We start from the raw sequence: 26,843 nt of genomic DNA on the forward strand, positions 1-26,843 counted from the left end.
CGATGCGCTGGCGAGCGATGGAGCCGGGCGACCTCGACGGTGTGGCCGCGGTGGCGCGGGTGGCGTTTCCCGACCATCCGGAGGACCGCGCGTGCTTCGCCGAGCGGCTGGCGTTGTGCCCGTCGCTCTGCTGGGTGCTCGACGCGGGGGGCGTGGTAGCCGGGTATCTGATCGCCTATCCTTGGCCGCTGGGCGCGGTCCCGCCGCTGAACGCGCTGCTGGGCAGCCTGCCTGCGCACGCCGACGCCCATTATCTCCACGACCTCGCGCTGCTCCCCGCGGCGCGCGGCGGGGGCCATGCGGCGGCGGGGCTGGCGCTGCTGTTCGCGCGGGTCGCGACGCCGATCGCGCTGGTTTCGGTCAACGAATCGGCGGCGTTCTGGCGAGGACACGGCTTTGCGGTCGTCGATCGCCCGGATCTGCGCGCCAAGCTTTTCAGCTATGGTGATGCCGCGCGCTATATGGTGCGCGAGCCTGCGCGCGGCTAAAGGCCCCCCATGCATTTCGACCTCATCCAGTCGCTCAGCCTCGCCGGCAACCCCGCCACCCCCAATGACGATCGCGCCGGCACCGGCGACACCCATGGCTGGGTGATCGATGGCGCGACCGACCTTGGCCCACCGGGGCTGGTCGGGGCGCGCGGCGGCGCGGCGTGGCTCGCCGACCGGGCGCAGCGCGCCTTTACCGGCGCCGCGCCCGCCGAGTCGATCGAGGGCCTGTGCGAAGCCGTCGCCGCGCAACTCGCCGCCGACTATGCCGCCGCCCGCACCCGCGACCCGCTCGATCGCTGGGAGCTGCCGATCGCGGCGTTCCTCGCGGTGCGGATCGGCGACGGCGCGCTCGAATGCGGCTGGCTGGGCGATTGCGTCGGGCTGCACCGGCGGGGCGACAGCGTCACGCGGATCGGCCCCCCGCGCGAGGCGGGCGAGGCCGAGGCCCAGAGCGCCGCCAGCCTCGCACAGCATGGGCTCGGCAGCGTCCAGCGCAGCGCCCCGATCCTCGACGCGCTGCGCGCCTCGCGCAACCGGCCGGGCCGCACCGTGCTGGGCGTCGAGCCCGAGGTGATGACGCGGCTGCGGACGCTGCGAATCGATTGCGCGCCCGGCGATACGCTGTTGCTGATGACCGACGGATTCGCCGCGCTTATCGACTCCTATGCCGCGTTCGACGAGCCCGGGCTGATGGCCGCGCTCGACGAGCAGGGCCTCGACGCGCTCGCCACCCGGCTCCGCGCGATCGAGCGCGAGGATGCGGCGTGCGCGCGCTATCCGCGGTTCAAGCGCTCCGACGACGCGACGGCTTTGTGGCTCCGGATCGGCGGCTGATCGCTCAGGACAGAAAGATCGAGCGTTCGAGCGCGGTGCGGACCAGGTCGCGTCCTTCTTCGCGGCGGGCAGCGGCCTCGCGGGCGTCGCGCGCCATCGCGGCGGCGATCTCGATCCGCCGGGCGGTCAGCGCCTTGAATAGTGCCCCATCGGCGGCGCTTGCAAAACCGAAATAGCCGCCTGCGTTCACCCAGCCGCGCCGCGCGAGCAGCACGCACAATTCGCTGCTCGACTCGAGCATCGCGCGCTGATTGGCCAAGACGCGGTCGTCGCCGGGCGCGCCGATCGCCATCAGCGCGACTCCGCGCCGCGCGTCCTCGGACAGCGAGGCGCCGGCGATCGCCGCGCGCAATGCGGCGTCGCTGGCCTTGCGCCGCGCCGCCTGTTCCTCTGCCAGCGGGATGATCCGGGCAATCGCCGCGCAGTCGGTGATCGGGCGCGGGTCCTGCTGGAGCAGATAGGGGCTGTTGAGATTGCCCAGCGCGACTCCCGCCAGCGCCTTGCCGAAGGCTGCCGCATCGGCGCGATCGGACTGGAGCGCGTCGACATAGAGCCGCGAGAGCGGCCCGCGCCCCGCCGCTCCGGCGGGCGGCATAGGATCGCCATTGGGGCCGAACTCGGCATCGGCAAAGCTGCTCGCATCGGCGCGTGCGCGCGTCTGATACTGGCCATGCGCGACCAGCGCGGCAGCGGCGCCCGCGACGAGCAGGATGGCCAGCGACCCGATCTTCCAGCCGATCGCGGCATGGCGCACCGTCACCACCAACCCGACCAGCCACGCCGCCGCGCCGATCGCCACGCCCGCTGCCAGCAACGTCGCCAGCGGCTGTTGCGGCACCAGCCACGGCGCGGCGACGGCGACGACCACAAGGATCGCACATCCCGCCAGCGTTGCGGTTACGGGCTGTGCTTCCGGCGCATGGCCATATTCTTCGATGTCGGACATGAATTCCCCCCGCGCCAAGTCTAGCCCGAGTATTGGCGCAGGCAATAGTTGGCCCGCGCCATTTCTGTGCGTGCCGGCGCAGCGCGGCTTGCGCGCCGGCACGGGATCGGCTCAAGCGCGGGGATGAACCGTTCCACTCTTCCGGACGCAAAGGGGCTCGCGCTCGGCGTCGGCGCCTATGTCGTCTGGGGGCTGCTCCCGCTCTATTTCCACGCGCTGAAGGGCGTGCCGGCGCTCCAGGTGCTTGCGCACCGCGTGCTCTGGTCGGTCGTACTCCTCGCGATCACCGTCGTCGCGCTGCGCCGGGCGCGGACGATCCGTGCCGCCGCGCGCGGGCGGACTTTGCTCCTGCTCGCGGCGAGCGCGGCGCTGATCGCGGTCAACTGGCTGGTCTATATCTGGGCGGTCCAGCACAACCATGTGCTCGAGGCGAGCCTGGGCTATTTCATCAACCCGCTGTTCAACGTCGCGCTGGCCGTCGCGGTGCTGGGCGAGCGACTGCGGCGGTGGCAGGGAATCGCGATCGGCGTCGCAGGGCTGGGCGTCGCGATCCTCGCGGCGAGCGGCGGCGGGTCGCTGTGGATTTCGCTCATCCTCGCAGTGACGTTCGGGCTGTACGGGCTGCTGCGCAAGGTCGCGGCGATCGATGCGCTGGGCGGGCTGGCGGTCGAGACGATGATGCTGGCGCCGATCGCCCTCGGGCTGGTGTGGCAGGCATCGGCGGCGGGCACCGGCAGTTTCGGGCATTCGCTCGGCACGGACCTGCTGCTTATCGCCTCGGGCGCGGTCACCGCGGCGCCTTTGCTGATGTTCGCGGCGGCGGCGCGGCGGATGCCCTATGCGACGCTGGGGCTGATCCAGTATATCGCGCCGACGCTCCAGTTCACCGTGGCGGTGCTGCTCGGCGAGCCGGTGCGCCCGGTGCATCTGCTTACCTTCGGGCTGATCTGGGCCGGATGTGCGCTCTATGCGGCGGACAGCATCCGCGGCGCGCGGACGCCGCCGGTGATGGCGCCCGACTGAGCGAGCCGCGGACCGCTAACGCGCGCGCTGGGTCGCGGCGACCACGCGGCGCAGCACGATGCGCGGGGTAAGCCGCGTCGCGAATGCCATCGCCGCATTCGCCGCGCCGGAGACCTTCACCGCGCGGTTCGCGGCGAGCGCCGCCAGCCCGTCGCGCACCACTTTGGCCGGGTCGCCCGCCAGCTTGCTGAGCGCCGAGCTGCCCCCGACCCCCGCCGCGTTGAAAAACTCGGTCGCGGTCGGCCCCGGACACAGCGCGGTCACGCGCACCCCGTCGCGCCGCACTTCCTCGTGCAGCGCCTCGGACAGGCTCAGCACGAACGCCTTGGTCGCATAATAGACCGCCATCCCCGGCCCCGGCTGGAACGCCGCGGTCGAGGCGACATTGAGGATCGCGCCGCGCCGCATCTGGATCATCCCCGGCAGCACTGCATGGCACAGCTCGGTCAGGCTGCGGCAATTGAGCGCGATCATTCGCGCGAGCTGGCTGCGATCCTGCGCGGCAAAGGCGCCGCCCAGCCCGAACCCGGCATTGTTGACGAGCAGGTTGACCGCCAGCCCGCGCGCGGCGATTTCGGCCATCAGTGCATCGGCCGATCCCGGCGCCGCGAGGTCGAGCGCGATCGTGTCCACCGCCACGCCATGCGCCGCGCGCAGCCTCTCGGCCAGCGCGCCCAGCCGGTCGCCCCGCCGCGCGGTGAGGATCAGCGCATGGCCGTCCGCCGCCAGCGCCTCGGCAAACAACACCCCCAGCCCGGCGGATGCGCCGGTCACCAATGCCGTGCCCTTGGTCATGCGATTCGCTCCCTCACCCGCACGGCGATCATATGCCGTTTGGAAATGCGCTGATGCGCATTTCGCGGCACCGGCCCGCTCCCCCGCCCGGCCACCCCTAGAATATTATCGTTGGGTGGCCGGGCGGGGGAGCGGGCCGGTGCCGCCTTAAAATTCGCTCTTTCGCGAATTTTCAAACGGCCTGCTTACACGATCTCGAACAGCCCCGCCGCACCCATGCCGCCCGCAGTACACATCGATACCACAACATGGCGCACGCCGCGCTTGCGTCCCTCGATCAGGGCGTGGCCGACCAGCCGGCTGCCGCTCATCCCGAACGGGTGGCCGATCGCGATCGCGCCGCCATTGACGTTGAGCCGCTCGGGATCGATCCCCAGCGCGTCGCGGCAATAGAGGCACTGGCTGGCGAACGCCTCGTTGATCTCCCACAGCCCGATGTCGGCGACGCTCAGCCCGGCGCGGGCGAGCAGCTTGGGGATCGCGAAGACCGGGCCGATGCCCATTTCCTCGGGACCGCAGCCCGCGACCTGGAAGCCGCGATAGACGCCCAATATTTCCTTGCCCTCAGCCTCCGCAGTGGCGCGGTCCATCAGGATTTGCGCCGAGGCGCCGTCGGAAAGCTGGCTGGCATTGCCCGCGGTGACATATTGGCCCTCGGCCACGAACGCGCCGTCCTTCCACACCGGCTTGAGCCCCGCGAGCACTGCCTCGGTCGTGCCGGCGCGGATGCCCTCGTCCTGCGCCAACGTCACCGTCTCGGTGCCGGTGCGGTTGCCCTGCTTGTCGAACAGCGCCTTGTCGACGGTGATCGGCACGATCTCCTCGGCAAAGGCGCCCGCCTCGACGCCTGCTGCGGCGCGCTGCTGGCTGCGTGCGGCGAAGGCGTCCTGCGCGGCGCGGCTGACCTGATAGCGTTCGGCGACGATCTCGCCGGTCTCGATCATCGGGATATAGGCGGCGGGCTCGCGCGCGAGCACCGACTGGTTCACATAGCGCGGCACGTCGCGCATCGTCATGCTGATCGATTCCATGCCCCCTGCCAGCGCGACATCGACTTCGTCGGTCATGATCGATCGCGCCGCCAATGCGATGGCGGTGAGCCCCGACCCGCATTTGCGGTCGAGACTGAAGGCGGGCACGCTGTTGGGGATGCCCGCAGCGAACAGCGCCATCCGCGCCATGTTGCCGCCCTGCGTCCCCCATTGGTTGCCCATGCCGTAGAAGACATCGTCGATCCGCGCCGGATCGATCCCCGCGCGCGCGACCGCGGCGTTCATTGCGTGCGCGGCGAGCACCGGCGCCTCGGTGTCGTTGAAGGCGCCGCGTCCGGCCTTGCCGATGGGGGTGCGGGCGGTGGCGACGATCGCGGCTTCACGCATGGAAAAGTCAGTCCTTTCGAGTTTTGGGTATGGCGGAGGTAAGTCAGTCGGTGAAAGTGGGCGCGCGCTTCTGCATATTGGCCATCACCGCCTCGATCTGGTTGGGGGTGCGCAGCAGCGCAGCCTGTTCGTCGCTCTCGGCGGCGAGGATCGCGGCGGCGTCGCCATCCTGGTTGGTGAGCCGCTTGGCGGCGCGGATCGCGTGCGGGTTGCGCCCCGCAATCGCCTTCGCCAGCGCCATCGCCTCTTGATGCGGGTCGTCGGCGATGCGCGTGACGAAGCCCAGCGCCTGCGCCTCCGCCGCATCGAATTCGCGCGCGGTATAGATCAGTTCGCGCAGCACGTCGTCGCGCACGCATCGGCGCCACAGCGCATAGCCCGCCATGTCGGGGACGATCCCCCATTTGAGCTCCATCACCGAGAACCGCGTGCCCGGCGCGGCGATGCGGATATCCGCCCCGCTGGCGATCTGGAGCCCGCCGCCAAACGCCATGCCGTGCACCGCCGCGATCACCGGCACCGCCAGCATGCGCCAGCCCCAGGCGACCTGCTGATAGTCATTGGCGACGCCATGGGTCCGCACCGCCAAATCGGTGCCCGACCCGGCATTCGCCATGCTCGCCATGTCGAGCCCCGCGCAAAAGCCGCGCCCCTCGCCCGACAGCACCACGCAGCGCAGCCCCGGCGTCGCGCCCAGCTGCGCGATCGCGTCGATGATCCCGGCGAACATCGCCGGATCGAGCGCATTGAGCTTGTCCGGCCGCGCCAGCCGGACATCGGCAATGCCGTCGGTGACGGTCAGGGTTATGCGAGGTTCCATATGCTCTCTCCGCCGTCCAGCGCCTTCAGAATAGTCCGGGGAGATAGGCCAGATCGGCGCTTTCGAACATAGGGAATGGCGTCAGCCGGCCTCGACGGTCTGTTCGATCGTGCCGAAGATCGGGTGGTGCCGCTCATCCTCGGCCCAGATCCGCACCGTGTCGCCCGCCTTGAGGAAGGGTGTTTCGGGCGCACCGCGCAGGATCGTCTCGACGGTGCGGACCTCGGCGATGCAGCAATAGCCCAGCCCACCCTCGGCGATCGGCTTGCCCGGGCCGCCATCGGCGTCGCGGTTCGATACGGTCCCCGACCCGATGATCGTCCCCGCCCCCAGCGCGCGGGTCTTCGCCGCATGCGCGATCAGCGTGCCGAAGTCGAAGGTCATGTCGGCGCCGGCATCGGCGCGGCCAAAGGGCTTGCCGTTGAGGTCGACCATCAGCGTGCCGACCAGCTTGCCGTCCTGCCAGCGATCGCCCAGCGTGTCGGGCGTCACGAACACCGGCGAGAATGCGCTCGCGGGCTTGGACTGGAAGAAGCCGAAGCCCTTGGCCAGCTCGCCCGGGATCAGGTTGCGCAGCGACACATCGTTGGTCAGCCCGACCAGCCGGATCGCCGCCAGCGCCTCGTCGCGCGTCGCGCCCAGCGGCACGTCGCCGGTCACCACCACGACTTCGGCCTCAAGGTCGCATCCCCAGGCCTCGTCGCGCAGCGGGATCGCGTCGCGCGGCCCCAGGAAGCCGTCGGAGCCGCCCTGGTACATCAGCGGATCGTGCCAGAAGCTGTCGGGCATCTCCGCCCCGCGCGCCTGCCGCACCAGCGCGACATGGTTCACATAGGCCGAGCCATCGGCCCATTGATAGGCGCGCGGCAATGGCGCCGCCGCCAGCCGCTCGTGAAAGCGCATCATCGGGATCGCTTCATGCTCAAGGTCGGTGGCGAGGTTGGCGAGGTCGCCCGCGACGCGGTCCCACGCGTCGAGTGCGGCCTGGAGCGTCGGCGCGATCGCGCTCGCATCGGCGCACCACGCCAGGTCGTTCGACACCACGACGAGCTTGCCGTCGCGGCCGTGCTTCAGGCTGGCCAGTTTCATACACTCTCTCCTTCACTGGGGCGGGCATAGAACAAGTTTCGCCGCCACGGAACCATGGCGGGTCTCGCCGCAAATTGTTGACTTCGTCCGGCGGGTTACGCATCGCTGGCCGGATGGGCGCCGCGCTGAGATTCCTGGATCATGGCGGCGAGATGGCCCGGCGGATTCGCGCGCAGGACTGGGCGGCGACCCCCTTCGGCCCGATCGAGGGCTGGCCCCAGCCGCTGCGCTTCGCGCTCGGCGTCGCGCTCGGCTCCAGCTTCCCCAGCGCGATCTATTGGGGCCCGGATTTCCGCCTGCTCTACAACGACGCCTGGGCGCCGATCCCCGCCGAGCGCCACCCCTGGGCGCTCGGCCGGCCCGGCGCCGAGGTCTGGGCCGATATCTGGCATCTGGTCGGCCCCCAGATGGAGCATGTCATGGCGACCGGGGAGGGGCTTTCGCTGTTCGACCAGATGCTGCCGATCGAGCGCGACGGCAGCGCGCAGGAGACCTGGTGGAACTACAGCTTCACGCCGATCCGCGACGAGCATGGCGTGGTGGTCGGCGTGCTCAACCAGGGCAGCGAGACCACGCGCGTCGTGCTCGCCGAACGCGCGCGCGTCGCGGAGGTCGAGCGGCTGCGCGACCTGTTCCAGCAGGCGCCGGGCGCCGTGGCGTTGCTGCACGGCCCCGACCATGTCTTCGAAATCGCCAATGCGGCCTATCTCGAGCTGATCGGCCGCGACGACGTGATCGGAAAGTCGGTCGCGGAAGCCTTGCCCGAAGTGCGCGAACAGGGCTTCGTCGCCTTGCTCGACCGCGTCTTCGCCGAGGGCGAGGCCTATCGCGGCACCGGGGTCCCGATCCAGCTCGCGCGCGGCCATGGCGCGCCGCTCGAGACGCGGATGCTGGATTTCGTGTATCAGCCGATCCGCGGCGCCGGGGGCGGGACCAGCGACATCTTCGTCCAGGTCACCGACGTGACCGAGCGCGTCGCCGCCGAGGAAGCGCTCCGCCGCAGCGAGGAGCGGCTGCAACTGGCGCTCAATGCCTCGACCGGCATCGGCACCTGGGACTGGGACGCGGAGACTGGGCGGATCACCGGCGATGCACGGTTCGCGCGGCTGTTCGGAATGCGCCCCGAACGCCTTGCCCAGGGGCGATCGTTTCGCGGCGTGCTCCCGCTGATCCACCCCGACGACCGCGCGCTGCTGCGCACTGCGGTCCGCGCCGCGATCCGCGACGGCGCGCCGCTCTCGGTCGAGATCCAGGTCTTTCGCGCCGATGGCGCGGTGCGCTGGCTGCTGATGCAGGGGCGCGCGATCCACGACGCGGAGGGCAGGCCGGTGCGCTTCCCCGGCGTCAGCTTCGACATCACCGAGCGCAAGGCCGCGGAGGACGCAGCGCGCGCCACCGCCGCCGAACTGCGCGAGGCGACCGAGACCCAGGCGTTCATCTATGCCCTGGCCGAACGCCAGCGCGCGCTCGACACGCCCGACGCGGTGATGCGCCACACCGCCGAGGCGCTCGCGCGGCAACTGGGCGCGGCGCGAGTCGGCTTTTATCGCGTGATCGACGAGCGGATGATTCTGTTCGGCCCGTGCGCGGTCACCGGCGATATGCCGTTGCTCTCGGGCACGGCGGACGTCGCGGGCGTCGGCGAAGCGGCGATCGCGACCTATCGCGCGGGGCGGACGCTGGTCGTCGCCGATACCGCACAGGCGGAGGGGATCGGCGAGGACATCCCCTCCCGCGCCGCCGCCGCGATCGGCGTGCCTTTGGTCCGCGGCGGGCATTGGGTGGCGACGCTCTATGTCAACGAACCCCGCCCCCACATATGGACCGCGGAGGAAATCGCATTTGTCGAGGCGGTCGCGGAGATTTCGTGGGACGCCGTCGAACGCGCGCTCGCGCTCGTCGCGCTGCGCGACAGCGAAGAGAAATTCCGCGCGATCGCCAATTCGATCGACCAGACGATCTGGTCGACCCAGCCCGATGGCTATCACGATTATTATAATGATCGCTGGTATGAATATACCGGCGTTCCCTATGGCTCGACCGACGGCGCCGGGTGGAACGACGTGTTCCACCCCGAGGACCAGGCGCATGCCCGGAGGCTGTGGACCGCATGCCTCGCGACCGGCGACACCTATCACATCGAATATCGGCTGCGGCACCATAGCGGCGCCTATCGCTGGGTGCTGGGCCGCGCCAAGCCGGTGCGCGACGATTCGGGGCGGATCACGCGCTGGTTCGGCACCTGCACCGATATCCAGGACATCGTCGATGCCCGCGAAGTGCTGGCCCGCTCGCGCGAGGAGCTGGAGGGGCTGGTCCAGGAACGCACCGCGCAGCTGATGGCCGCCGAGGAGCAGCTCCGCCAGGCGCAGAAGATGGAGGCGGTCGGCCAGCTGACCGGCGGCATCGCGCACGACTTCAACAATATGCTCGCGGTGGTGATCGGCGGGCTCGACCTGCTCGAACGCCGGCTGGCGCAGGGCAACACCGATGTCGAACGCTACGTCACCGCCGCGCGCGACGGCGCCACTCGCGCCGCGGCGCTGACCCAGCGGCTGCTCGCCTTTTCGCGCCAGCAACCGCTGGCCCCCGCGCCGATCGACGTCAACGAGATGATCGACGGGATGGTCGAGCTGCTCGTCCGCACGATCGGCGAGGGCGTCACCGTCGAGACCCGGCTTCCCGCCGCGCTGCCGCTGGCAATGGCCGACCGCAACCAGCTCGAGAATGTCGTGCTCAATCTCTCGGTCAACGCGCGCGACGCGATGCCCGAGGGGGGCACGCTGTCGATCGCCACGGCGCAGGTGACGCTCGACGCCGGATCGGCGCGCGCGCTCGATCTTGCGCCGGGGGACTATCTTCGGATCGCGGTGACCGACACGGGCAGCGGCATGCCACCCGAGGTTGCCGCGCGCGCCTTCGACCCCTTCTTCACCACCAAGGGCGTCGGCAAGGGCACCGGGCTGGGGCTCAGCCAGGTGTTCGGCTTTGCCCGCCAGTCGGGCGGCGCCGTCGCGATCGATACCGAGGCGGGGCGCGGCACCACCGTATTGCTGTACCTGCCCCCGCATCGCGGCGCCGCGCCGCTGGTCGCGCGCGCGGACACGCCGCGCACCGCCCCGCGCGCGCGCGCGGGCGAATCGGTGATGGTGGTCGAGGACGAGGAGCGCGTCCGCAGCTATTCGATCGAAGCCCTGCGCGAGCTCGGCTATTTCGTGATCGACGCGCGCGACGGGCGCGAGGCGCTCCGCCTGATCGATCGCGGCCAGCGCGTGTCGCTGCTGTTCACCGATGTCGTGATGCCCGAGATGACCGGGCGCGAACTGGCCGCCCGCGCGCGCGCCAAGCTGCCGGGGCTGAAGGTGCTGCTCACCAGCGGCTATGCCCCCGATGTCGCGGGTGCCGAGGACGAATCGATCCTCGCCAAGCCGTTCGACATCGATACGCTCGCGGTGCGGATCCGCGCCGAACTGGATCGCTGAACGCAAGGACTTGACGCAACCGACACGGGAGGCCATTGGCCGCCGCGGCTTCAGGGCAGTGCCCGCCGCCCCCGTCCCGCCCAGCCGCCGAGTCCTGTCGAAGGGCGGCTTTGGGTATGCCCCGGCAGGCGGAGACGTGTATCCATGGCAAATGTCGCAGTAATCGGTGCCCAGTGGGGCGATGAAGGCAAGGGCAAGATCGTCGACTGGCTCGCGGAGCGCGCCGATGTCGTGGTCCGCTTCCAGGGCGGGCATAATGCCGGCCACACGCTGGTCGTGGGCGAGAAGGTGTACAAGCTCTCGCTGCTCCCCTCGGGCATCGTCCGCGGCACCCCCAGCGTGATCGGCAACGGCGTGGTGCTCGATCCCTGGGCGCTCAAGGCCGAGGTCGAGAAGCTGCGCGGCCAGGGCGTCGAGGTGACCCCCGATACGCTCAAGATCGCCGACACCTGCCCGCTGATCCTGCCGTTCCACCGCGACCTGGACGGGCTGCGCGAGGATGCGAGCGGATCGGGCAAGATCGGCACGACGCGGCGCGGCATCGGCCCGGCCTATGAGGACAAGGTCGGCCGCCGCGCGATCCGCGTGTGCGACCTCGCGCATCTCGACGATCTGGGGCCGCAGCTCGATCGCCTCGCCGCGCATCACGACGCATTGCGCGCCGGGTTCGGCGAGCCGCCGATCGATCGCGCCGCACTGGTCGAGGAGCTGCGCGAGATTGCGGGCTTCGTCCTGCCCTTTGCCGAGCCGGTGTGGCGGATGCTCCACGAAGCGCGCGGGCGCGGGCGGCGGATCCTGTTCGAGGGCGCACAGGGTGTGCTGCTCGACATCGATCACGGCACCTATCCGTTCGTGACGTCGTCGAACACCGTCGCGGGCACGGCGGCGGCGGGGACGGGCCTGGGGCCCAACGCCGTCGGCTTCGTGCTGGGCATCGCCAAGGCGTACACCACCCGCGTCGGTTCGGGTCCGTTCCCCACCGAGCAGGACAATGAAACCGGCGAGCGGCTGGGCACGCGCGGGCATGAATTCGGCACCGTCACCGGGCGCAAGCGCCGTTGCGGCTGGCTCGACGCGGTGCTGCTGCGCCAATCGGCGGCGGTATCGGGGATCACCGGCATCGCGCTGACCAAGATCGACGTGCTCGACGGATTCGAGACCGTCTCGATCTGCACCGGCTATCGCCTGCGCGGCGAGACGCTCGATTATTACCCGTCGAACGCACAGGATCAGGCGGCGGTCGAGCCGGTGTACGAGACCATGCCCGGCTGGTCCGAATCGACCGCGGGCGCGCGGAGCTGGGCCGACCTGCCGGCACAGGCGATCAAATATATCCGCCGGATCGAAGAGCTGATCCAATGCCCGGTCGCTCTGGTGTCGACCAGCCCGGAGCGCGACGACACCATCCTGGTCCGCGATCCGTTCGCGGATTGAGCAGCACGCCGAATTGAGCAGACAGCCGAACGCCCGGCCCTTCGCGTGAAGGGCCGGGCGTCGGAGTTGTCAGGCGCCGTTTAGTTCGGACGCTTGCGCTTGGGCTTGTCCGCCGGCGTGTCGGTGCTCGTCGTATCCGCGGACGGATCGGTCGGCGACGTCGTCGTCGAATCCATCGTGCCCGGAGTCGGGGTCGCATCCGGCGCGGGCGCCGTGGTCATTGGATCGGTCGGCGCCGGCTGGCCCGGATAGGGCTGGCTGGGCGTCGGCGTAGTCTGGTCCATCGGCTGGCCCGGCGTGGTCTGACCTGGGGCCGTCTGGTCCGGAGCAGTCTGCGCGAAGACAGCGGGCGCGGCCATCAGCGCAACGGCGGAAATCATTGTCTTGATAAGCATATCAGGCACTCCTTCTGTTCATGCCAACAGAAGTAATAACCACCGTCCCTGCTTTAAGTCGCATCGGGGGACTTCAGCTTGTCGTGCGAAAAGAACAAGTTGATGGCCAGCCGAGGGCTGGGTCAGCCGATCTGCGCGCGATGCAGCAGTTTCTGGTCCGCCAGCACCAGTGCCATCATCGCCTCCACCACCGGAACCCCGCGAATCCCGACGCACGGGTCGTGCCGCCCCTTGGTCAGGATCTCCGCCGCCTCGCCGTCGCGCGTGACGGTCTCGACCGGTGTCAGGATCGAGCTGGTCGGCTTGAACGCGACGCGGACCCGCACCGGCTGGCCGGTGGAGATGCCACCCGCGATCCCGCCGGCATGGTTGGCGAGGAAACGCGGCGCTCCGTCGGCGCCAGGGCGCATCGCATCGGCATTCTGCTCGCCGCTCAGCGCCGCCGCGGCGAAGCCGTCGCCGATCTCGACGCCCTTGACGGCGTTGATCGACATGCATGCCGCCGCCAGTTCGCTGTCGAGCTTGGCATAGAGCGGTGCGCCCCAGCCCGGCGGCACGCCGATCGCCTCGCACACCACCACCGCGCCGAGCGACGACCCCGCCTTGCGCGCGCTATCGACCAGCGCTTCCCAGCGTTTGGCGGCATGGGGGTCGGGGCAGAAGAACGGGTTGTTGCCGATCTCGGCGGCATGGAAATGGGCATAGTCGATCGAATCGCCGCCGATCGCCTCGACCCAGGCGAGGATCGTCACTTCGGGGATCACCGCGCGCGCCACCGCCCCTGCCGCGACCCGCGCCGCGGTCTCGCGCGCCGACGACCGCCCGCCGCCGCGATAGTCGCGAAAGCCGTATTTGGCGTCATAGGCATAATCGGCATGGCCGGGGCGATAGGCCTTGGCGACCTCCGAATAATCCTTCGACCGCTGGTCGACATTGTCGATGTGCAGCGCGATCGGCGTGCCGGTAGTGCGCCCTTCGAACACGCCGGAGAGGATGCGGACCTGGTCGGGCTCCTGCCGCTGCGTGGTGAAGCGCGAGGTGCCGGGGCGGCGCTTGTCGAGGAAAGGCTGGATGTCGGCCTCCGACAGCGTCAGCCCCGGCGGACAACCATCGACAACCGCGCCCAGCGCAGGCCCATGGCTCTCGCCCCAGGTGGTGAAGCGGAATACGCGACCGAAGGTATTGTAGCTCATAAACCCCTCTCCCCCCGAGGGAGAGGGAGGGGCCCGCGCGCCAAAGGCGCGTGGGAGGGTGAGGGTGCGAGCGCAGCGCGGATGACGGCTGCCACTCCCTCCAGATTCGTCGCTATGTCCGCATTGCTAAACCGCAGCACTCGATACCCTTCCCGTTCCAGATACGCAGTGCGTCGCGCGTCGCTTTGCCTTGCCTCTTCGCCCGCGTGGGTTTCCCCGTCGGCCTCGACGACAAGACGGGCCGCCTGGCACACAAAGTCGCCGAAAAAGGGACCAAGGCGCTGCTGGCGGCGGAATTTGTGCCCGTCAAGCGCCGAGCCGCGAAGGACGGACCACAGCACCTGCTCTGCGGGTGTCGAATCCCTGCGCAACTGCCGTGCGCGATCGATGGTCCCGTCGCCTTCGGTATAGCGCGTCCTGCTCACGGACCCTCACCCTTCCCACCGCTTCGCGGCGGGCCCCTTCCCTCTCCCCCGCCGGGGAGAGGGATTAAACCAGCGCGATATCCGGTGCGTCCTCGGCCTTCATCCCGATCACATTATACCCCGCATCGACATGGTGCGTCTCGCCGGTCACGCCGCTCGCCAGGTCGCTGAGCAAATACAGCCCGGCGCCGCCGACATCCTCGATCGTCACGTTGCGCTTCAGCGGCGAATTCAGCTCGTTCCACTTCAGGATCAGCCGGAAATCGCCGATGCCCGATGCGGCGAGCGTCTTGATCGGGCCTGCCGAGATCGCGTTGACGCGGATATTGTCGCGGCCCAGATCGACTGCGAGATACTGGACGCTGGTCTCCAGCGCGGCCTTGGCGACGCCCATCACATTGTAATGCGGGATCACCTTCTCGGCGCCATAATAGCTGAGCGTCAGCAGCGACCCGCCGTTCGGCATCATCGCGCTCGCCCGCTTCGCTACCGCGACGAACGAATAGACGCTGATGTTCATCGTCATCAGGAAATTGTCGAGGCTCGTGTCGACATAGCCGCCGCGCAGCTCGTTCTTGTCCGAAAAGCCGATCGCATGGACCACGAAATCGATCGTCGGCCAGCGCTCCGCCAGCGTCGCGAAGGTCTTGTCCAGCTCGACCATGTCCGCCACGTCGCATTCGATCAGGAAATCGCTGCCCAGCTGCTCGGCGAGCGGCCGCACCCGCTTTTCCAGCGCCTCGCCCTGGTAGCTGAACGCCAGTTCGGCGCCATGCGCGTGCAGTTGCTTTGCGATTCCCCATGCCAGCGAACGATCATTGGCTAGTCCCATGATCAGTCCGCGCTTACCTGCCATCAATTCCGTCACGTCGGCTAAACCTCCTGCTTCGCCGACTCCTCTAGACCGTCCGAAGGCGTTTCCGCCAGAGCCGCGTTGAGCTCGGCGCCGACGACCAGCCCGAGACCGACCAGAAAGAAGAAGATCAGCGCGATCATCACCCCGGCAAGGCTGCCATAGGTCAGGTCGTAGCTGCCCAGGGTGCTGAGCACCCAGGGCAGCGCCGCGGTCACCGACATCCACCAGATGGTGGTAAACAGGGCCCCCGGCCATTTCGGGCATTTGGCGCGGCGATACTTTCCGGGCGTGAGCGAATAGAACAGCATGTACAGCGCGCCGAACAGCACCACCGCCGGGGCCAGCTTGGTGAACGACACGATCGCCTGCGCATTCGATGCCCAGGGCAGCAGCCGGTACAGGAACTGCTCGATACCCGTCAGGATCACCTGGACGCTGAACGCCGCCATCGCCAGGATCACCGACGCGATGATCATCCCGATCGAGCCCAGCCGATCGCGCCAGAACGGTGTGCTCGACTGGACGCGATAGGCCTGGCGCAGGATGCCGCGCAGCGTCTCGATGAACCCCGCGGTGGTCCACAGCCCGACGATCGCGCCGAACCACAAAAGATTGCCGGTGCGCGCCTGGAGCACGTCGGTCGCGGGCTTGCGCAGCACGTCGGCGACATCGGGGGGCACCGTCTGGAGAAACGCCTCGAGCGTCCGCAGCCCCTCGGCATTGCGCCCGACCAGCTGCGCGATCGCCGCCGCGACGATCACGAACGGGAACAATGTGACCAGCGAGAGATAGGCCAGGTTCCCCGCATAGGTGAACCCCTCGTTGAACGTGCCCACCGCCACCCGGCCGATCACCGCGAAGAAACGCGGCGTCGCCCCGGCCTTGCCCAGCAGCGCGCGGATGCGCGCGCCGATTCCCGGCTTGGCCGGGGCCGCAGTGGCTTCTTCGGATTTCCCTGTGTTCACAAGGCGTCAGACGCCCATGCGGGCCCGCGGGTTCCCCTTGTCCTCCCATCCCTGCGCAAACGCGGTCAGCGCCGCGTCGTCGGCGGGCAGCTCGACCATCAGCGTCACGAGCAGGTCGCCCCGCCCCCCGGCCTTGCGATGGAACGCTCGACCCTTGAGCCGCAGCACCTTGCCCGAGCTCGATCCCTTGGGCACCGTCAGCATCACCGGGCCATCGGGGGTCGGCACGCGCACCTGGCCGCCCAGCACCGCCTCGGTCAGCGTCACCGGCAAATCGACGCGGATATCGTCGCCGACCCGCTCATAGAATCGGTGCGGCTGGACTTCGATCGTGACGATCGCGTCGCCGGGGCCGCCCGGCCCTTCCTCGCCCTTGCCGCCCAGCCGCATCTGGGTGCCGGTCTCGACCCCCGCGGGCAGCTTCAGGTCGATCGTCTTGCCGTCGCGCAGCGTGATCCGCTGCGGCGCCAGCTTGGCCGCGTCCTCGAACGCCACCGCCAGCCGATAGGCGACATTGGCGCCCTTCGGCGCCGGACGCCGCCCGAACCCGCCAAAGCCGCCGCTGAACCCGCCGCCGCCGCGCCGCCCGGCGCCGCCGAACAGCCCTTCGAAAATATCGCTCATATCGGCATCGCCACCGCCGAAGCCGCTCGGCTGGAACCCGCCCTGCTGCCCGCCGCCATAGCCGAACGGGGCCGCCGGATTGCCGTCGCCATCGATCTCGCCCCGGTCGAACCGCGCGCGCTTGTCGGCGTCGGTCAGCAGGTCATAGGCCTGGGTCACCTCGCTGAACCGCGCGGTGGCCTTGGGATTGTCCTTGTTCTTGTCGGGGTGCAGTTCCTTGGCGAGCTTGCGATAGGCCTTCTTGATCTCGGCTTCGCTCGCGCCGCGCTCGACACCCAGGATTGTGTACGGATCGGCCATTTCTTCCCCTATGCGTGCGCGCGGTATTTCGGCGCCGCAGCGCGCAAGCGCAAGTGGGGGACGCGCTTATGCAGGATCGCGACCAGCGAGCCCTGTGCCACGGCCTTCGCCGGGAGGGCTATAAGTTCTCAACCCATTGGACCGCCGCATAATTTGATTTTTCACACAAAGCCACAAAGGCACGAAGAATAGCAGTTCTTCTTTGCTTCGTGCCTTCGTGGCTTTGTGTGCATTAAATCTTCAAGAATATTTTTCGCGCAAAGACGCAAAGGCGCGAAGAGGAAGAGCCAGGGCGCAGCCTGACCTCCTTCTCTTTGCGCCTTTGCGTCTTCGCGCGAGAAAAACTTCTTTCTTCGACGCCAGCGACCACGGCGACGATCCGCACCCCGGCGTTCGCCTGAATCGCCGCTGCTACCCGCCTTCCACCAGCGGCTCGACATCCACCGACACATCCATCTCCTGCGCGCCCGAACCCAGCACGATGCCGTCGATCGGGGCGACATCGCCATAATCGCGGCCGATCGCGACGATGACATGGTCGTTCGCCATCCAGATGCCGTTGGTCGGATCGACGCCGACCCAGCCCAGATCGGGCCCGCCCCACACCAATACCCAGGCATGGGTGGCATCGGCCCCCACCAGCCGCGGCTGGCCCGGCGGCGGCAGCGTGCGCAGATAGCCCGAGGCATAGGCCGCGGGCAGCCCCGCCGCGCGCAGCCCGGACAACATGATCTGCGCGAAATCCTGGCACACCCCGCCGCGCTTCAGAAAGGCCTCGTGCGGAGGCGTGTCGACCAAAGTCGCGGTGGTATCGAATGCGAACTCGCGCTGGATACGCGTCGCCAGCGCGAATGCCGCATCGAGCACGCCGCGCGCGGGGTCGAGATCCTCGGCGCACCATGCCGCGATCTGCGCGTCGAGCGGGATCAGCGGCGAGGGGAAGAGATAGCTGGCCGGGCTCACCGGCGACGAATCGCGGCTCTCGCGCGCCCATGCGGCGACCTGCGCCAGGGTCGGGTCGCTGGCCTGCGGGATCGGGATCGGGCGGTCCACCCGCACCAGTGCCTCGCTTTCGATCGTCAGCGTCCGCGCCGGCGCCTCGACCACCAGCCGCATCACATTGGCCAGCCCCGCCTCCGCCCGCGCGGGATAGGTCCGCCCCTGCGGCTCGATCGTCAGCCGATACTCCTCGACGCTCTGCCCCGACCACAGGATCGGCCGCAGCCGCAGATTGTTGCGCGCGAAGGCGACCGGGCGCGCATATTCGAAGCGCGTCACATGACGGATGCGATACAGCATCAGGCGAGCACGAGCCCCGCGGCACGGAGCGGCTCGGCGCCCTGGAGGAAATAGCGCCGCGCGATCGATTCGGACAATTCCGCCAGCCGCGTCTCGATCCCGCTCAGCAACGCATCGTCGATCCGCTTGGCGTTCGCGGTCACCAATATCGCCGCCAACTGGCGCGCCTGTTCCTGCTGGACCTCCGCCAGCCCGTCGTCGGACAGCACCGGCAGCTTGTTGAGATGCCCCGAAATCGCCGCGACCTGGAACGCCACGCTGCGCGGATTGCCCGGATCGAGCATCACCAGGTCGATCACCGGGATACGCGCCAGCCCGGTCAGATAGCGCTGGCGATAGCTGATCTGGCTGTCGGCCAGGTCGAGCAGCGTCGACAGATCGTCGCTCGTCGCCTCGGGGCAACCGAACGCGCGGAGGAAGCGCACGCCCGCGCTCGCGCGCTCGATCCGCCGCCCGATATCGTGGAAGCGCCAGGCATCGGTGCGCGCCATATGCTCGGCTGCGAGCCCCGCCAGCGCCGAATAGCGCCGCTGGAGCGACCCCGCCTTGTCGAGCAGCACGCCGCGTTGCGGGAAGGGCGCATCGAGCAGCCGGATCATGTCGGCGGACAGCCGGTCGCGCGAGACTTCGCCGATCAGCCGCGCCTGCCGGTTGATCGCGCGCACGCTATAGCTGGTCTCGTCCTCCAGCGCGGTGCGCACCAGCCAGGTCAGGTCGGCGCGCTTCAGCGCCTTGGGCTCGGGCGCCGATCCGCCCTGCACCACCATCCGCGCCAGCCGCGCGACGGTATCGCCCGACAGCGCGGCGCCGGTATCGGCGCTGATCGAATGGCCGAGCAGCACGCGCAGTACGCCGAGCAATGCCTCGCCCCGCTCCAGATAGCGGCCCAGCCAGAACAGATTGTCGGCGACCCGGCTCGGCAGCGTCCCGGGATTGCGCCGCAGCTGCGTCGAATCGCCCGAGGGCAGCAGCGATACCGGCGCCACCGGCTCGGCGCCATGGACGCAGACATCGGCGGACCATACGCCATTGCCCATCACCGCGGCGCGCACATCGGGATGCTCGCCGATCCGCGCAAAGCCCCCGGGCAGCACCGTCCAGCGCCCATCGCCGCCGCGCGCCGCAAACACCCGCAGCGTGAACGGGCGCGACGCCAGCGCGTCGTCGGCGACCACGGGCATGGTCGACAGCCGCACGACTTCCTGCCCGACATAATCCTGCGGCCGCCGCTCCATATCGGCGAGCAACGCCGCGCGCTGCTCCGCGTCGAGCGTCGCGCCCAGCACCGGCTTGCCCTCGGGCAGTCCCAGCGGCGGCACACCGAATGCGGGGGCGATCAGCAGCGAATCGAGATTGGCGGCGACATGCGCGCGCTCGCGCTCCTGCCCGCACCACCAGGTCGCGATATTGGGCAAAGTCAGCGCCTCGCCGGTCAGCGCCTGCGCCAGTTGCGGCAGGAACGCGGCAAAGGCCGGCGCCTCCAGCGCACCTGCCCCCGGCGCATTGGCGATCACGACATTGCCCGCCGCCATCGCATCGACCAGCCCCGGCACGCCGATCGTCGAATGCGAATCGAGCGCGAGCGGGTCGAGCAGCCGCGGATCGAGCCGCCGCCACAGCGCATCGACGCGCTTGAGCCCCGCGATCGTGCGGACATAGAGCCGGTCGTCGAGCACCGCGAGATCGGCGCCCTCGACCAGCAGGAAGCCCAGATAGCGCGCGAGATGCGCCTGTTCGGCATAGCTGGCGTTGAGCCGCCCCGGCGTGAGCAGCGCCATGCGCGGCTCGGCCCGGCGGCACGATGCCGCCAGCCCCTCGCGAAACGCCGCGAAGAACGGCGCGTGCCGCTCGATATTGAGCCGCCCCTGCAACCCGTCGAGCGTCCGCGCCAGCGCCAGCCGGTTCTCCAGCGCATAGCCCGCACCCGCCGGCGCGCGCAGATCGTCGGCCAGCACCCGCCACTCGCCGCTCGGGCCGCGGCACAGATCGGCGGCGACGAACTGGAGGTGATAGCCCCCCGGCGGCACCAGATGCGTCAGCGGGCGCAGGAAGAACGGGCTGCCCGTCACCAGAGTCGCCGGGATATGGCCATCGGCGACCAGCCGCGATGGGCCATACAGGTCGCGGAGCACGGTCTCCATCAGCTCGGCGCGCTGCGCGATCCCCGCGGCGATCCCGTCCCACTCGTCCTTCTCGATCAGCAGCGGCACCGGCGACAGCGGCCAGGGCCGCTCCTCGCCTTCGCCCGCGATGCGGAAACCCGTGCCGATATCGTCGGCGTTGCGCTGGGCACGCTCGCGGATATGCTCGAGGCTGTCGCCCGCGACGCTGGCCAGTTCCTCGAACAACGCCGTCCAGGCGGGACCCGCGCCGGTATCGCACAACACGTCGCCGCCGGGCGCATGGCTGCAATAGTCGGCTATCCAGCGGCCCGCGATCGTGCCTGGATCGAACAATCCCGTCGCTGCGCGGCTGGCCAAAATATTTCTCACCTCTTTCGCCGACGATGCGGCAATCGATGATGCCATGCAACCGGCGAAGCGCGGGTGGGAAGCATCAAATGCAGCTTCCATGGTGCGCTGGCCGAGCCACATCGTTGCGTTCGCGCGGACCCTGCCCGCTTCGCCGGGCACCTATACGTCCGGCAGCGCCTGCGCCGCCTCGCCCCATCCCTGCAACGCCCGGCTTTGCGCGCGCTCGATCAGCGTCGCGGCGTCGCGGATCGAGTAGAGCTTGGCGCTGTCGATGGTGCGCAGCTCGGTCCAGGTGACGGGCGCCGCCACCGGCGCGCCTTCGCGGGCGCGGGCGACATAGGGGAGCACGGCGGTCGCGCCGCGCTGATTGCGCAGGTAATCGATGAAGATCTTCCCCGTCCGGCTGGCCTTTTTCAGGTTGGCGGTGAAGCGATCGGGCTCGGCCTGGGCCAGCGCGCGCGCGAAGCGTTCGGCGAAGCTGCGCACCTCGGGCCATTCGACACGCGGGACCAAAGGCACCACGACATGCACGCCCTTGCCCCCCGACAGCAGCGGCCAGCTCGTCAGCCCCATGTCCGCGAGATGGTCCTTGAGGTCCGCCGCCGCCTTCTTCACCGCCTCGAAATCGAGCCCCTCATCGGGGTCGAGGTCGAACACCAGCCGATCGGGCTTCTCGATATCGGCGACCAGGCTGCCCCAGCCGTGAAACTCGATCGTCCCCATCTGGACGCACGCCAGCATCCCGTCGAGGCTGTCGATATAGAGATAGGGCTCGGTCGACCCGTCCTTCTCGCGCACATCGACATGGTGGACGTCGTCGCCAAAGCTGCCGGCATCGTGCTTCTGGAAGAAACATTGCTTCGCCCGCCCCTGCGGGCAGCGGACCAGGCTGATCGGGCGATTGCCCAGCCAGCGCAGCGCGATCGGCGCGACCGCGGCGTAATAATCGGCGAGCTGCCCCTTGGTCAGCCCCGCCTCGGGATAGATCACCCGGTCGCGGCTGCTGATCTTGATGTGCGACGTCGCGACGGGCTCGGGGAGCGGCACGGGGGTTTCGGCGACCACCTCCGCCGGCTTCTTGTCGCCGCGCAGCCCGAGGAAACTCGCATGGCGCACGACCTTCTCGGCAGTGAATTCGGCAAAGGCGATCTCGGCGACCAGCTCGGGCTTCACCCAGTGCGCCCCCCGCGACTCGGCACGCGGCACGCTCAGCGGCGCCTTGTCGGTCGCAATCCCGTCCAGCGTCTCGCGCAGCGCGTGGAGCGTATCGGTGCTGAACCCGGTCCCGACCTTCCCCGCATAGACCAGCCCCTCGGGCCCGTTGACGCCGAGCAGCAGCGAGCGGAAGCCGCGCCCCTTCGCGGTGCTCGGCATCCAGCCGATAATCACGAATTCCTGGCGGCGGGTGCATTTGACCTTGAGCCAGCTCTTGGTCCGCGCGCCGCGATAGGGCGCGGCGGCGCGCTTCGACACAATCCCCTCATAGCCTTCGCGGCACATCGTCTCGAACAATTGCTCGCCCGCGCCGACGATATGCTCGGAAAACTGGATGCGCGCGTCCGCACCCGCCAGCAGCGCGCGGAGCCGCTCCTTGCGGGCGAGCTGCCCGAGCGCGGTGAGGTCCTCGCCCGCGTCCTGGAGCAGGTCGAACGCGAATAGCGTCAACCCCGCGCCTCCGTTCGAAATAGCGTCCTGGAGCGTCGAGAAATCGGGCCTGCCCTCCTTGAACGCGACAATCTCGCCATCGATCAGCGCGCCGGGGGGAAGGCCCGCCGCCGCCTCGGCGATGCCGGGAAATTTCTCGGTCCAGTCGAGGCCCGAGCGGGTGTAGACCTTCGCCGCCTTGCCCGTGGCGAGCAGCGCGCGATAGCCATCATACTTCACCTCGTGCAGCCAGTCGCTGCCGGTCGGAACGCTGTCCACCAGCGTCGCAAGCTGCACCGGCTGGAAGGGGGGCGGTTTGGCTCCCCTTCCGCTTGCGGGAGGGGTCGGGGGAGGGCCTGAGGTAGCCACGACCGCCGCGCCCTCGGCAATCTCCTGCATCGTCCGCCCGGTGGCGACGCTGGTCAGCCCGGTCTCGACCAGCGCGTCGGTCGCGCCCGCATAGCCGTCGTCGAGCTTGCGCAGCAGCCAGTTCTCGGCCTTTTCCTTGCCGCGCGGCTTCAGCCGGATCAGCAGCCACTCGCCCTTCATCCGGTGCCCGTCGAGCCGGAAGTGGAGATGCCCCTTGTCGAGGTCCTTCGCCGACTTGCCCTTGACCGGCTCCCACACGCCGTCATCCCACAGCATCACCGTGCCGCCGCCATATTGGCCCTTGGGGATCGTCCCCTCGAAATCGGCATAGGACAAAGGATGGTCCTCGGTCCGCACCGCGAGCCGTTTCTCGTCCGGATCGAGGCTCGGCCCGCGCGTCACCGCCCAGCTCTTGAGCACCCCGTCCACTTCGAGCCGGAAATCCCAGTGGAGCCGCGTCGCGTCATGCTTCTGCACGATGAAACGGTTGCCCCCAGTCGCGGCGACCAGCCCCTCAGGCTCCTCGGTCAGACCGAAATCGCGTTTGGCATTGTATCGGGCGAGGGGCGTGTCGGCCATGTCAGGCCCGCTTCCTCGCTGCCGGCGCCCTCTTGGCAGGCGCTTTCTCCGCCGGACCCGTCTTCGCCGGCGCCTTCTTGGCCGCCGCCTTGGGCTTCTCCTCCGCCGCCGCGCCCTTCGCCCCGGGCTTCTCCAGCGACTTCTTGAGCGCCGCCATCAGGTCCACCACGTTCGATCCGCGCGACGGTGCCCCCTCGGCCTCTTCCTCGATGATCTTGGCGCCCTTCGCCTTTTTCTTGCGCTCGATCAGGTCCTTCAGCGCATCGACATAGCGATCGTGAAACCCGGCGGGGTCGAATTTCGACGCCTTCTTGCCGATCAGCGTCTCGGCCAAATCGAGCAGCTCGGGATCGGGCGCATCGTCGGGGATGTCGCGGAAATAGCCCTGCGCCTTCTGCACTTCGTCGGCATAGCGCAGCGTCTCGAGGATCATGCCGCGCCCGCACGGCTTCAGGCTCACCACATATTCGCGCCCGCGCATCGCCAATTGCCCCAGCCCGACCTTGCGCGTCCGCCGCAGCGCCTCGCGCAGCACGATGAACGCCTCTTCGGCGAGGTCGTCGGCGGGGACCACGAAATAGGGCTTTTCGTAATAGAGCACGTCGATCTCGTCGGCATCGACGAACTGGGTCAGCTCGAGCGTCTTTTTCGACTCCAGCTTCACCGCATCGATCTCGTCCTGCTCGAGCAGGACATATTCGCCCTTCTCGAACTCATATCCCTTGACGATCTCGTCGACATCGACCGCCCCGATGCCCGGCGCGACTTTCTCATATTTGATCCGCTTGCCGCTCGGCTCGTGGATTTGGTGAAAGCTCACCTGCGCGCCCGATTTGGTCGCGGTATAAATTTCGACGGGGATCGAGACCAGCGCGAGCCGTATCTGTCCTTGCCAATAGGCGCGCGCGGCCATCCGGAACTCTCCTCGTTGCGAAGCCGATTCAATTCACCAAACGCACGTCTGTTCCGCCTGTCGCCACGGGGGCGACGACTCTATAAGGCCTGCACCATGTCCACCGATCCCTTTGCCCTGTTCGACGCCTGGTATGCCGAGGCGCGTACCACCGAGATCAACGATTCGAACGCGATGGCGCTGGCCACGGTCGACGCCGCCGGCCAGCCCTCGGTGCGGATGGTGCTGCTCAAGGGCCACGGCCCCGACGGCTTCGTCTTCTACACCAATCGGGAGGGGCGAAAGGCCGCCGATCTCGCCGCCATGCCCAAGGCCGCTCTGCTCTTCCACTGGAAGTCGGTCCGCCGCCAGATCCGCATCGAAGGCGCCGTGAGCCATGTCAGCGATGCCGAATCCGACGCCTATTTCGCCAGCCGCAGCCGCGATTCGCAGCTTGGCGCCTGGGCATCGGACCAGTCGCGCCCGCTCCCCGATCGCGCGACGTTCGAAGCGCGGTACGCGGAGATGCGCGCCCGCTTCGACGGTGGCCCCGTCCCGCGCCCGCCGCATTGGGGCGGCTATCGCGTCGCGCCCGAGCGCCTCGAATTCTGGCAGGACCGCGAACATCGCCTCCACGAGCGCCGCGTCTTCACCCGCGCCGGCGACGGCTGGCGCGAAGGCCTGCTCTACCCTTGAGCCCCGCGCGCCCCAATTTCGCCCGGCGCGCGGCGCTGGCCAGCGTCGCGACGGCGATTTTCCTTGGCACGCTCAAATCCTGGGCGGCCTGGGCGACGGGGTCGGTCGCGGTGCTCGCCAGCCTGGCGGACAGCCTGCTCGATCTCGTCGCGTCGCTGGTGACGTTGGGCGGGGTCCATTGGGCGGCGCAGCCCGCGGATGCCAAGCACCGTTTCGGCCATGGCAAGGCCGAGGCGCTGGCCGCGTTGTTCCAGGTCGCGATGATCGCGGTTTCGGCCTTCGCGATCCTGCTGCGCGCGGTCCAGCGGCTGGTCGTCGCGCAGGGGAGCAGCCATGCCGAGGCGGGGATCGGCGTGTCGGTGATCGCGATTCTCGCGACGCTGGCGCTGACCGCCTATCAGCGCGCCGCGATCCGCCGCACCGGCAGCATCGCGATCGGTGCCGACCATATCCATTACCAGTCGGACCTGTTCCTCAATGCCGCGGTGATCGCCGCACTCGCGCTCGACCAGTATCTCGGCTGGTCGGGGGCGGATGCGCTGTTCGGCATCGGCATCGCGCTGTGGCTGTTGTTCGGCGCGTGGCGCGCCTCGGTCGCGGCGATCGACCAGCTGATGGACAAGGAATGGCCAGAGGCGAAGCGCGCCCGCTTCGTCGAAGTCGCCGCGCGCCACCCCGAACTGATCGGCCTCCACGACCTGCGCACCCGCACCAGCGGCGCGCGCGACTTCGTCCAGTTCCATCTGTGGATGGACCCGAACATGACCGTCGCCGCCGCGCACGCCGTGCTCGACCGGCTCGAACACGCGCTCGAAGCCGAATTTCCGGGGACCGAGATTCTCATCCATGTCGACCCCGAGGGGCAGGTCGACCAGCCCGACAATCCGCTTGCCGAAACCGATTTGCTGAAGGACGCCAAATGAAGCTCGTTTTCGCCCAGATCGACGCCTTTGCCAGCCGCCCGTTCACCGGCAACCCGGCGGCGGTGATCCCGCTGCGCAGCTGGCTCGACGACGCGGTGCTCCAGGCGATCGCCGAGGAGAACAACGTCGCCGAAACCGCCTTCTTCCTCCCCGACGAAAGCGGCACGGCGGATTTCGAGCTGCGCTGGTTCACGCCCACGGTCGAAGTCGCATTGTGCGGCCATGCCACGCTGGCGAGCGGGCATCATGTGCTGAGCGCCGATCCCAGCCGCGACACCGTGACCTTCGCGACGCGCCAGTCGGGGGTGCTCGAGGTCCGCCGCGACGGCGCCGGCTATGCGGTATCGCTCCCCGCTTATGCGCCCGATCCGGTGGCGCTGCCCGATGTGCTGGCCGCGCTGGGCGTGGAAAGCGCCGTGGCAACGCTGCGCCACCCGCGCGGCTATGACCTGACCGTTCTCGACAGTGCCGAGGCGGTGCGGGCGCTCACCCCCGATTTCCGCGCGCTGGCGGCGCTGGGCGACACGCTCAACATCGTCACGGCGCCCGGCACCGATACCGACGTGATCAGCCGCGTCTTCGCCCCCGCCGCGGGGATCGACGAAGACCCGGTGACGGGATCGGCGCATGCCGTGCTGACTCCCTATTGGGCCGCCCGGCTGGGCCGCGACCGCTTCACCGCCTACCAGGCCTCGCGCCGCGGCGGGCATCTGACCTGCACGCTGGCGGGCGACCGCGCGGTGCTCGGCGGGCAGTGCGTGACGGTGATCGAGGGGGAAATGACGCTCTGAGGGCCAGCCGCCTTCGCTCCCCCTGCCTGCAAGGGAGGGGTATCGTATAGGAAGGCTGGAAGTCGTTTTCTCTATTTCCCGTCACCCTGAACTTGTTTCAGGGTCCAACGCGCCACGCGGGAATG

The 26,843-nt window shown here is 69.0% G+C and carries 23 protein-coding genes; 8 read left to right on the top strand and 15 right to left on the bottom strand.

Features of this window, described 5'->3' with window-relative positions:
• Window positions 1–2 precede the first annotated feature (2 nt).
• Window positions 3–488, top strand: a complete 486-nt coding sequence (locus TS85_RS18145; protein WP_227698531.1) for a GNAT family N-acetyltransferase — start codon at window positions 3–5, stop codon at window positions 486–488.
• Between the two features lie 9 nt (window positions 489–497).
• Entirely contained in the window at window positions 498–1,325 is an 828-nt protein-coding gene (locus tag TS85_RS18150) for a protein phosphatase 2C domain-containing protein (RefSeq protein ID WP_044334096.1), read from the top strand.
• A gap of 4 nt (window positions 1,326–1,329) precedes the next feature.
• Here the strand turns inward: TS85_RS18150 and TS85_RS18155 are convergent, their stop codons facing one another.
• Entirely contained in the window at window positions 1,330–2,271 is a 942-nt protein-coding gene (locus TS85_RS18155) for a hypothetical protein (RefSeq protein ID WP_155006474.1), read from the bottom strand.
• Between the two features lie 123 nt (window positions 2,272–2,394).
• On the opposite strand from TS85_RS18155, the gene rarD reads away from it, so the two are divergent.
• The gene (gene rarD, locus TS85_RS18160; protein ID WP_044334100.1) at window positions 2,395–3,294 is read left to right on the top strand and encodes an EamA family transporter RarD; all 900 of its coding nucleotides are present in this window, start codon (window positions 2,395–2,397) and stop codon (window positions 3,292–3,294) included.
• A gap of 15 nt (window positions 3,295–3,309) precedes the next feature.
• Here the strand turns inward: rarD and TS85_RS18165 are convergent, their stop codons facing one another.
• From TS85_RS18165 to TS85_RS18180, 4 genes are all read right to left on the bottom strand, one after another.
• Window positions 3,310–4,089 (bottom strand): SDR family NAD(P)-dependent oxidoreductase, encoded by a 780-nt coding sequence (locus tag TS85_RS18165; protein ID WP_044334102.1) that lies wholly within the window; start codon window positions 4,087–4,089, stop codon window positions 3,310–3,312.
• A gap of 185 nt (window positions 4,090–4,274) precedes the next feature.
• On the bottom strand, window positions 4,275–5,468 hold the full coding sequence (locus TS85_RS18170; protein WP_044334104.1) for an acetyl-CoA C-acyltransferase: 1,194 nt from the start codon (window positions 5,466–5,468) through the stop codon (window positions 4,275–4,277).
• A 43-nt stretch (window positions 5,469–5,511) separates the two neighbouring features.
• Complete coding sequence (locus tag TS85_RS18175) at window positions 5,512–6,288, bottom strand: crotonase/enoyl-CoA hydratase family protein (RefSeq protein ID WP_044334105.1); 777 nt, start codon at window positions 6,286–6,288, stop codon at window positions 5,512–5,514.
• A gap of 81 nt (window positions 6,289–6,369) precedes the next feature.
• A complete protein-coding gene (locus tag TS85_RS18180; protein WP_044334106.1) occupies window positions 6,370–7,377 on the bottom strand; it encodes a fumarylacetoacetate hydrolase family protein in 1,008 nt (335 codons plus the stop codon).
• A 74-nt stretch (window positions 7,378–7,451) separates the two neighbouring features.
• On the opposite strand from TS85_RS18180, the gene TS85_RS18185 reads away from it, so the two are divergent.
• Together TS85_RS18185 and TS85_RS18190 are read left to right on the top strand one after the other, a co-directional pair.
• A complete protein-coding gene (locus TS85_RS18185; RefSeq protein ID WP_227698532.1) occupies window positions 7,452–10,859 on the top strand; it encodes a PAS domain-containing protein in 3,408 nt (1,135 codons plus the stop codon).
• A 144-nt stretch (window positions 10,860–11,003) separates the two neighbouring features.
• Window positions 11,004–12,293, top strand: a complete 1,290-nt coding sequence (locus tag TS85_RS18190) for an adenylosuccinate synthase (RefSeq protein WP_044334109.1) — start codon at window positions 11,004–11,006, stop codon at window positions 12,291–12,293.
• Between the two features lie 80 nt (window positions 12,294–12,373).
• Here TS85_RS18190 and TS85_RS18195 read toward each other — a convergent pair whose 3' ends face one another.
• The 10 genes from TS85_RS18195 to ku form a co-directional block, all read right to left on the bottom strand.
• A complete protein-coding gene (locus tag TS85_RS18195; protein WP_044334111.1) occupies window positions 12,374–12,688 on the bottom strand; it encodes a hypothetical protein in 315 nt (104 codons plus the stop codon).
• A gap of 122 nt (window positions 12,689–12,810) precedes the next feature.
• Window positions 12,811–13,881, bottom strand: coding sequence for a chorismate synthase (gene aroC / locus TS85_RS18200; protein WP_044334112.1), 1,071 nt, complete (start codon window positions 13,879–13,881; stop codon window positions 12,811–12,813).
• Complete coding sequence (locus TS85_RS24835; protein ID WP_077228684.1) at window positions 13,878–14,306, bottom strand: endonuclease domain-containing protein; 429 nt, start codon at window positions 14,304–14,306, stop codon at window positions 13,878–13,880. The genes aroC and TS85_RS24835 overlap by 4 nt, the downstream gene beginning before the upstream one ends.
• Window positions 14,307–14,370: 64 nt before the next feature.
• Entirely contained in the window at window positions 14,371–15,174 is an 804-nt protein-coding gene (gene fabI / locus TS85_RS18205; RefSeq protein WP_044334113.1) for an enoyl-ACP reductase FabI, read from the bottom strand.
• A gap of 5 nt (window positions 15,175–15,179) precedes the next feature.
• Window positions 15,180–16,127, bottom strand: coding sequence for a YihY/virulence factor BrkB family protein (locus TS85_RS18210; RefSeq protein ID WP_077228685.1), 948 nt, complete (start codon window positions 16,125–16,127; stop codon window positions 15,180–15,182).
• Between the two features lie 6 nt (window positions 16,128–16,133).
• Window positions 16,134–17,051 carry a DnaJ C-terminal domain-containing protein gene (locus tag TS85_RS18215; protein ID WP_044334114.1) on the bottom strand — a complete coding sequence of 306 codons (918 nt, stop codon included), beginning with the start codon at window positions 17,049–17,051 and terminating at the stop codon, window positions 16,134–16,136.
• A 411-nt stretch (window positions 17,052–17,462) separates the two neighbouring features.
• Window positions 17,463–18,350 (bottom strand): transglutaminase family protein, encoded by an 888-nt coding sequence (locus TS85_RS18220; RefSeq protein WP_044334115.1) that lies wholly within the window; start codon window positions 18,348–18,350, stop codon window positions 17,463–17,465.
• A complete protein-coding gene (locus TS85_RS18225; protein ID WP_044334117.1) occupies window positions 18,350–20,830 on the bottom strand; it encodes a circularly permuted type 2 ATP-grasp protein in 2,481 nt (826 codons plus the stop codon). Before TS85_RS18225 ends, TS85_RS18220 begins: the two co-directional genes overlap by 1 nt.
• 153 nt (window positions 20,831–20,983) lie before the next feature.
• Window positions 20,984–23,416, bottom strand: a complete 2,433-nt coding sequence (gene ligD, locus TS85_RS18230) for a DNA ligase D (protein WP_044334119.1) — start codon at window positions 23,414–23,416, stop codon at window positions 20,984–20,986.
• 1 nt (window position 23,417) lies between these two features.
• Window positions 23,418–24,329, bottom strand: coding sequence for a non-homologous end joining protein Ku (gene ku, locus TS85_RS18235; protein ID WP_044334121.1), 912 nt, complete (start codon window positions 24,327–24,329; stop codon window positions 23,418–23,420).
• 96 nt (window positions 24,330–24,425) lie between these two features.
• Here ku and pdxH point away from each other — a divergent pair, with 96 nt between their 5' ends.
• From pdxH to TS85_RS18250, 3 genes are read left to right on the top strand one after another with little or no spacing between them, the layout of a single operon-like run.
• The gene (gene pdxH / locus TS85_RS18240; protein WP_044334122.1) at window positions 24,426–25,004 is read left to right on the top strand and encodes a pyridoxamine 5'-phosphate oxidase; all 579 of its coding nucleotides are present in this window, start codon (window positions 24,426–24,428) and stop codon (window positions 25,002–25,004) included.
• Complete coding sequence (locus TS85_RS18245; RefSeq protein WP_044334124.1) at window positions 25,001–25,927, top strand: cation diffusion facilitator family transporter; 927 nt, start codon at window positions 25,001–25,003, stop codon at window positions 25,925–25,927. The genes pdxH and TS85_RS18245 overlap by 4 nt, the downstream gene beginning before the upstream one ends.
• Window positions 25,924–26,718, top strand: a complete 795-nt coding sequence (locus tag TS85_RS18250; protein ID WP_044334126.1) for a PhzF family phenazine biosynthesis protein — start codon at window positions 25,924–25,926, stop codon at window positions 26,716–26,718. Before TS85_RS18245 ends, TS85_RS18250 begins: the two co-directional genes overlap by 4 nt.
• The last annotated feature ends 125 nt before the right edge of the window (window positions 26,719–26,843 follow it).

Origin of the sequence: Sphingomonas hengshuiensis (genome assembly GCF_000935025.1) — a bacterium.
Taxonomy (GTDB): domain Bacteria; phylum Pseudomonadota; class Alphaproteobacteria; order Sphingomonadales; family Sphingomonadaceae; genus Sphingomonas; species Sphingomonas hengshuiensis.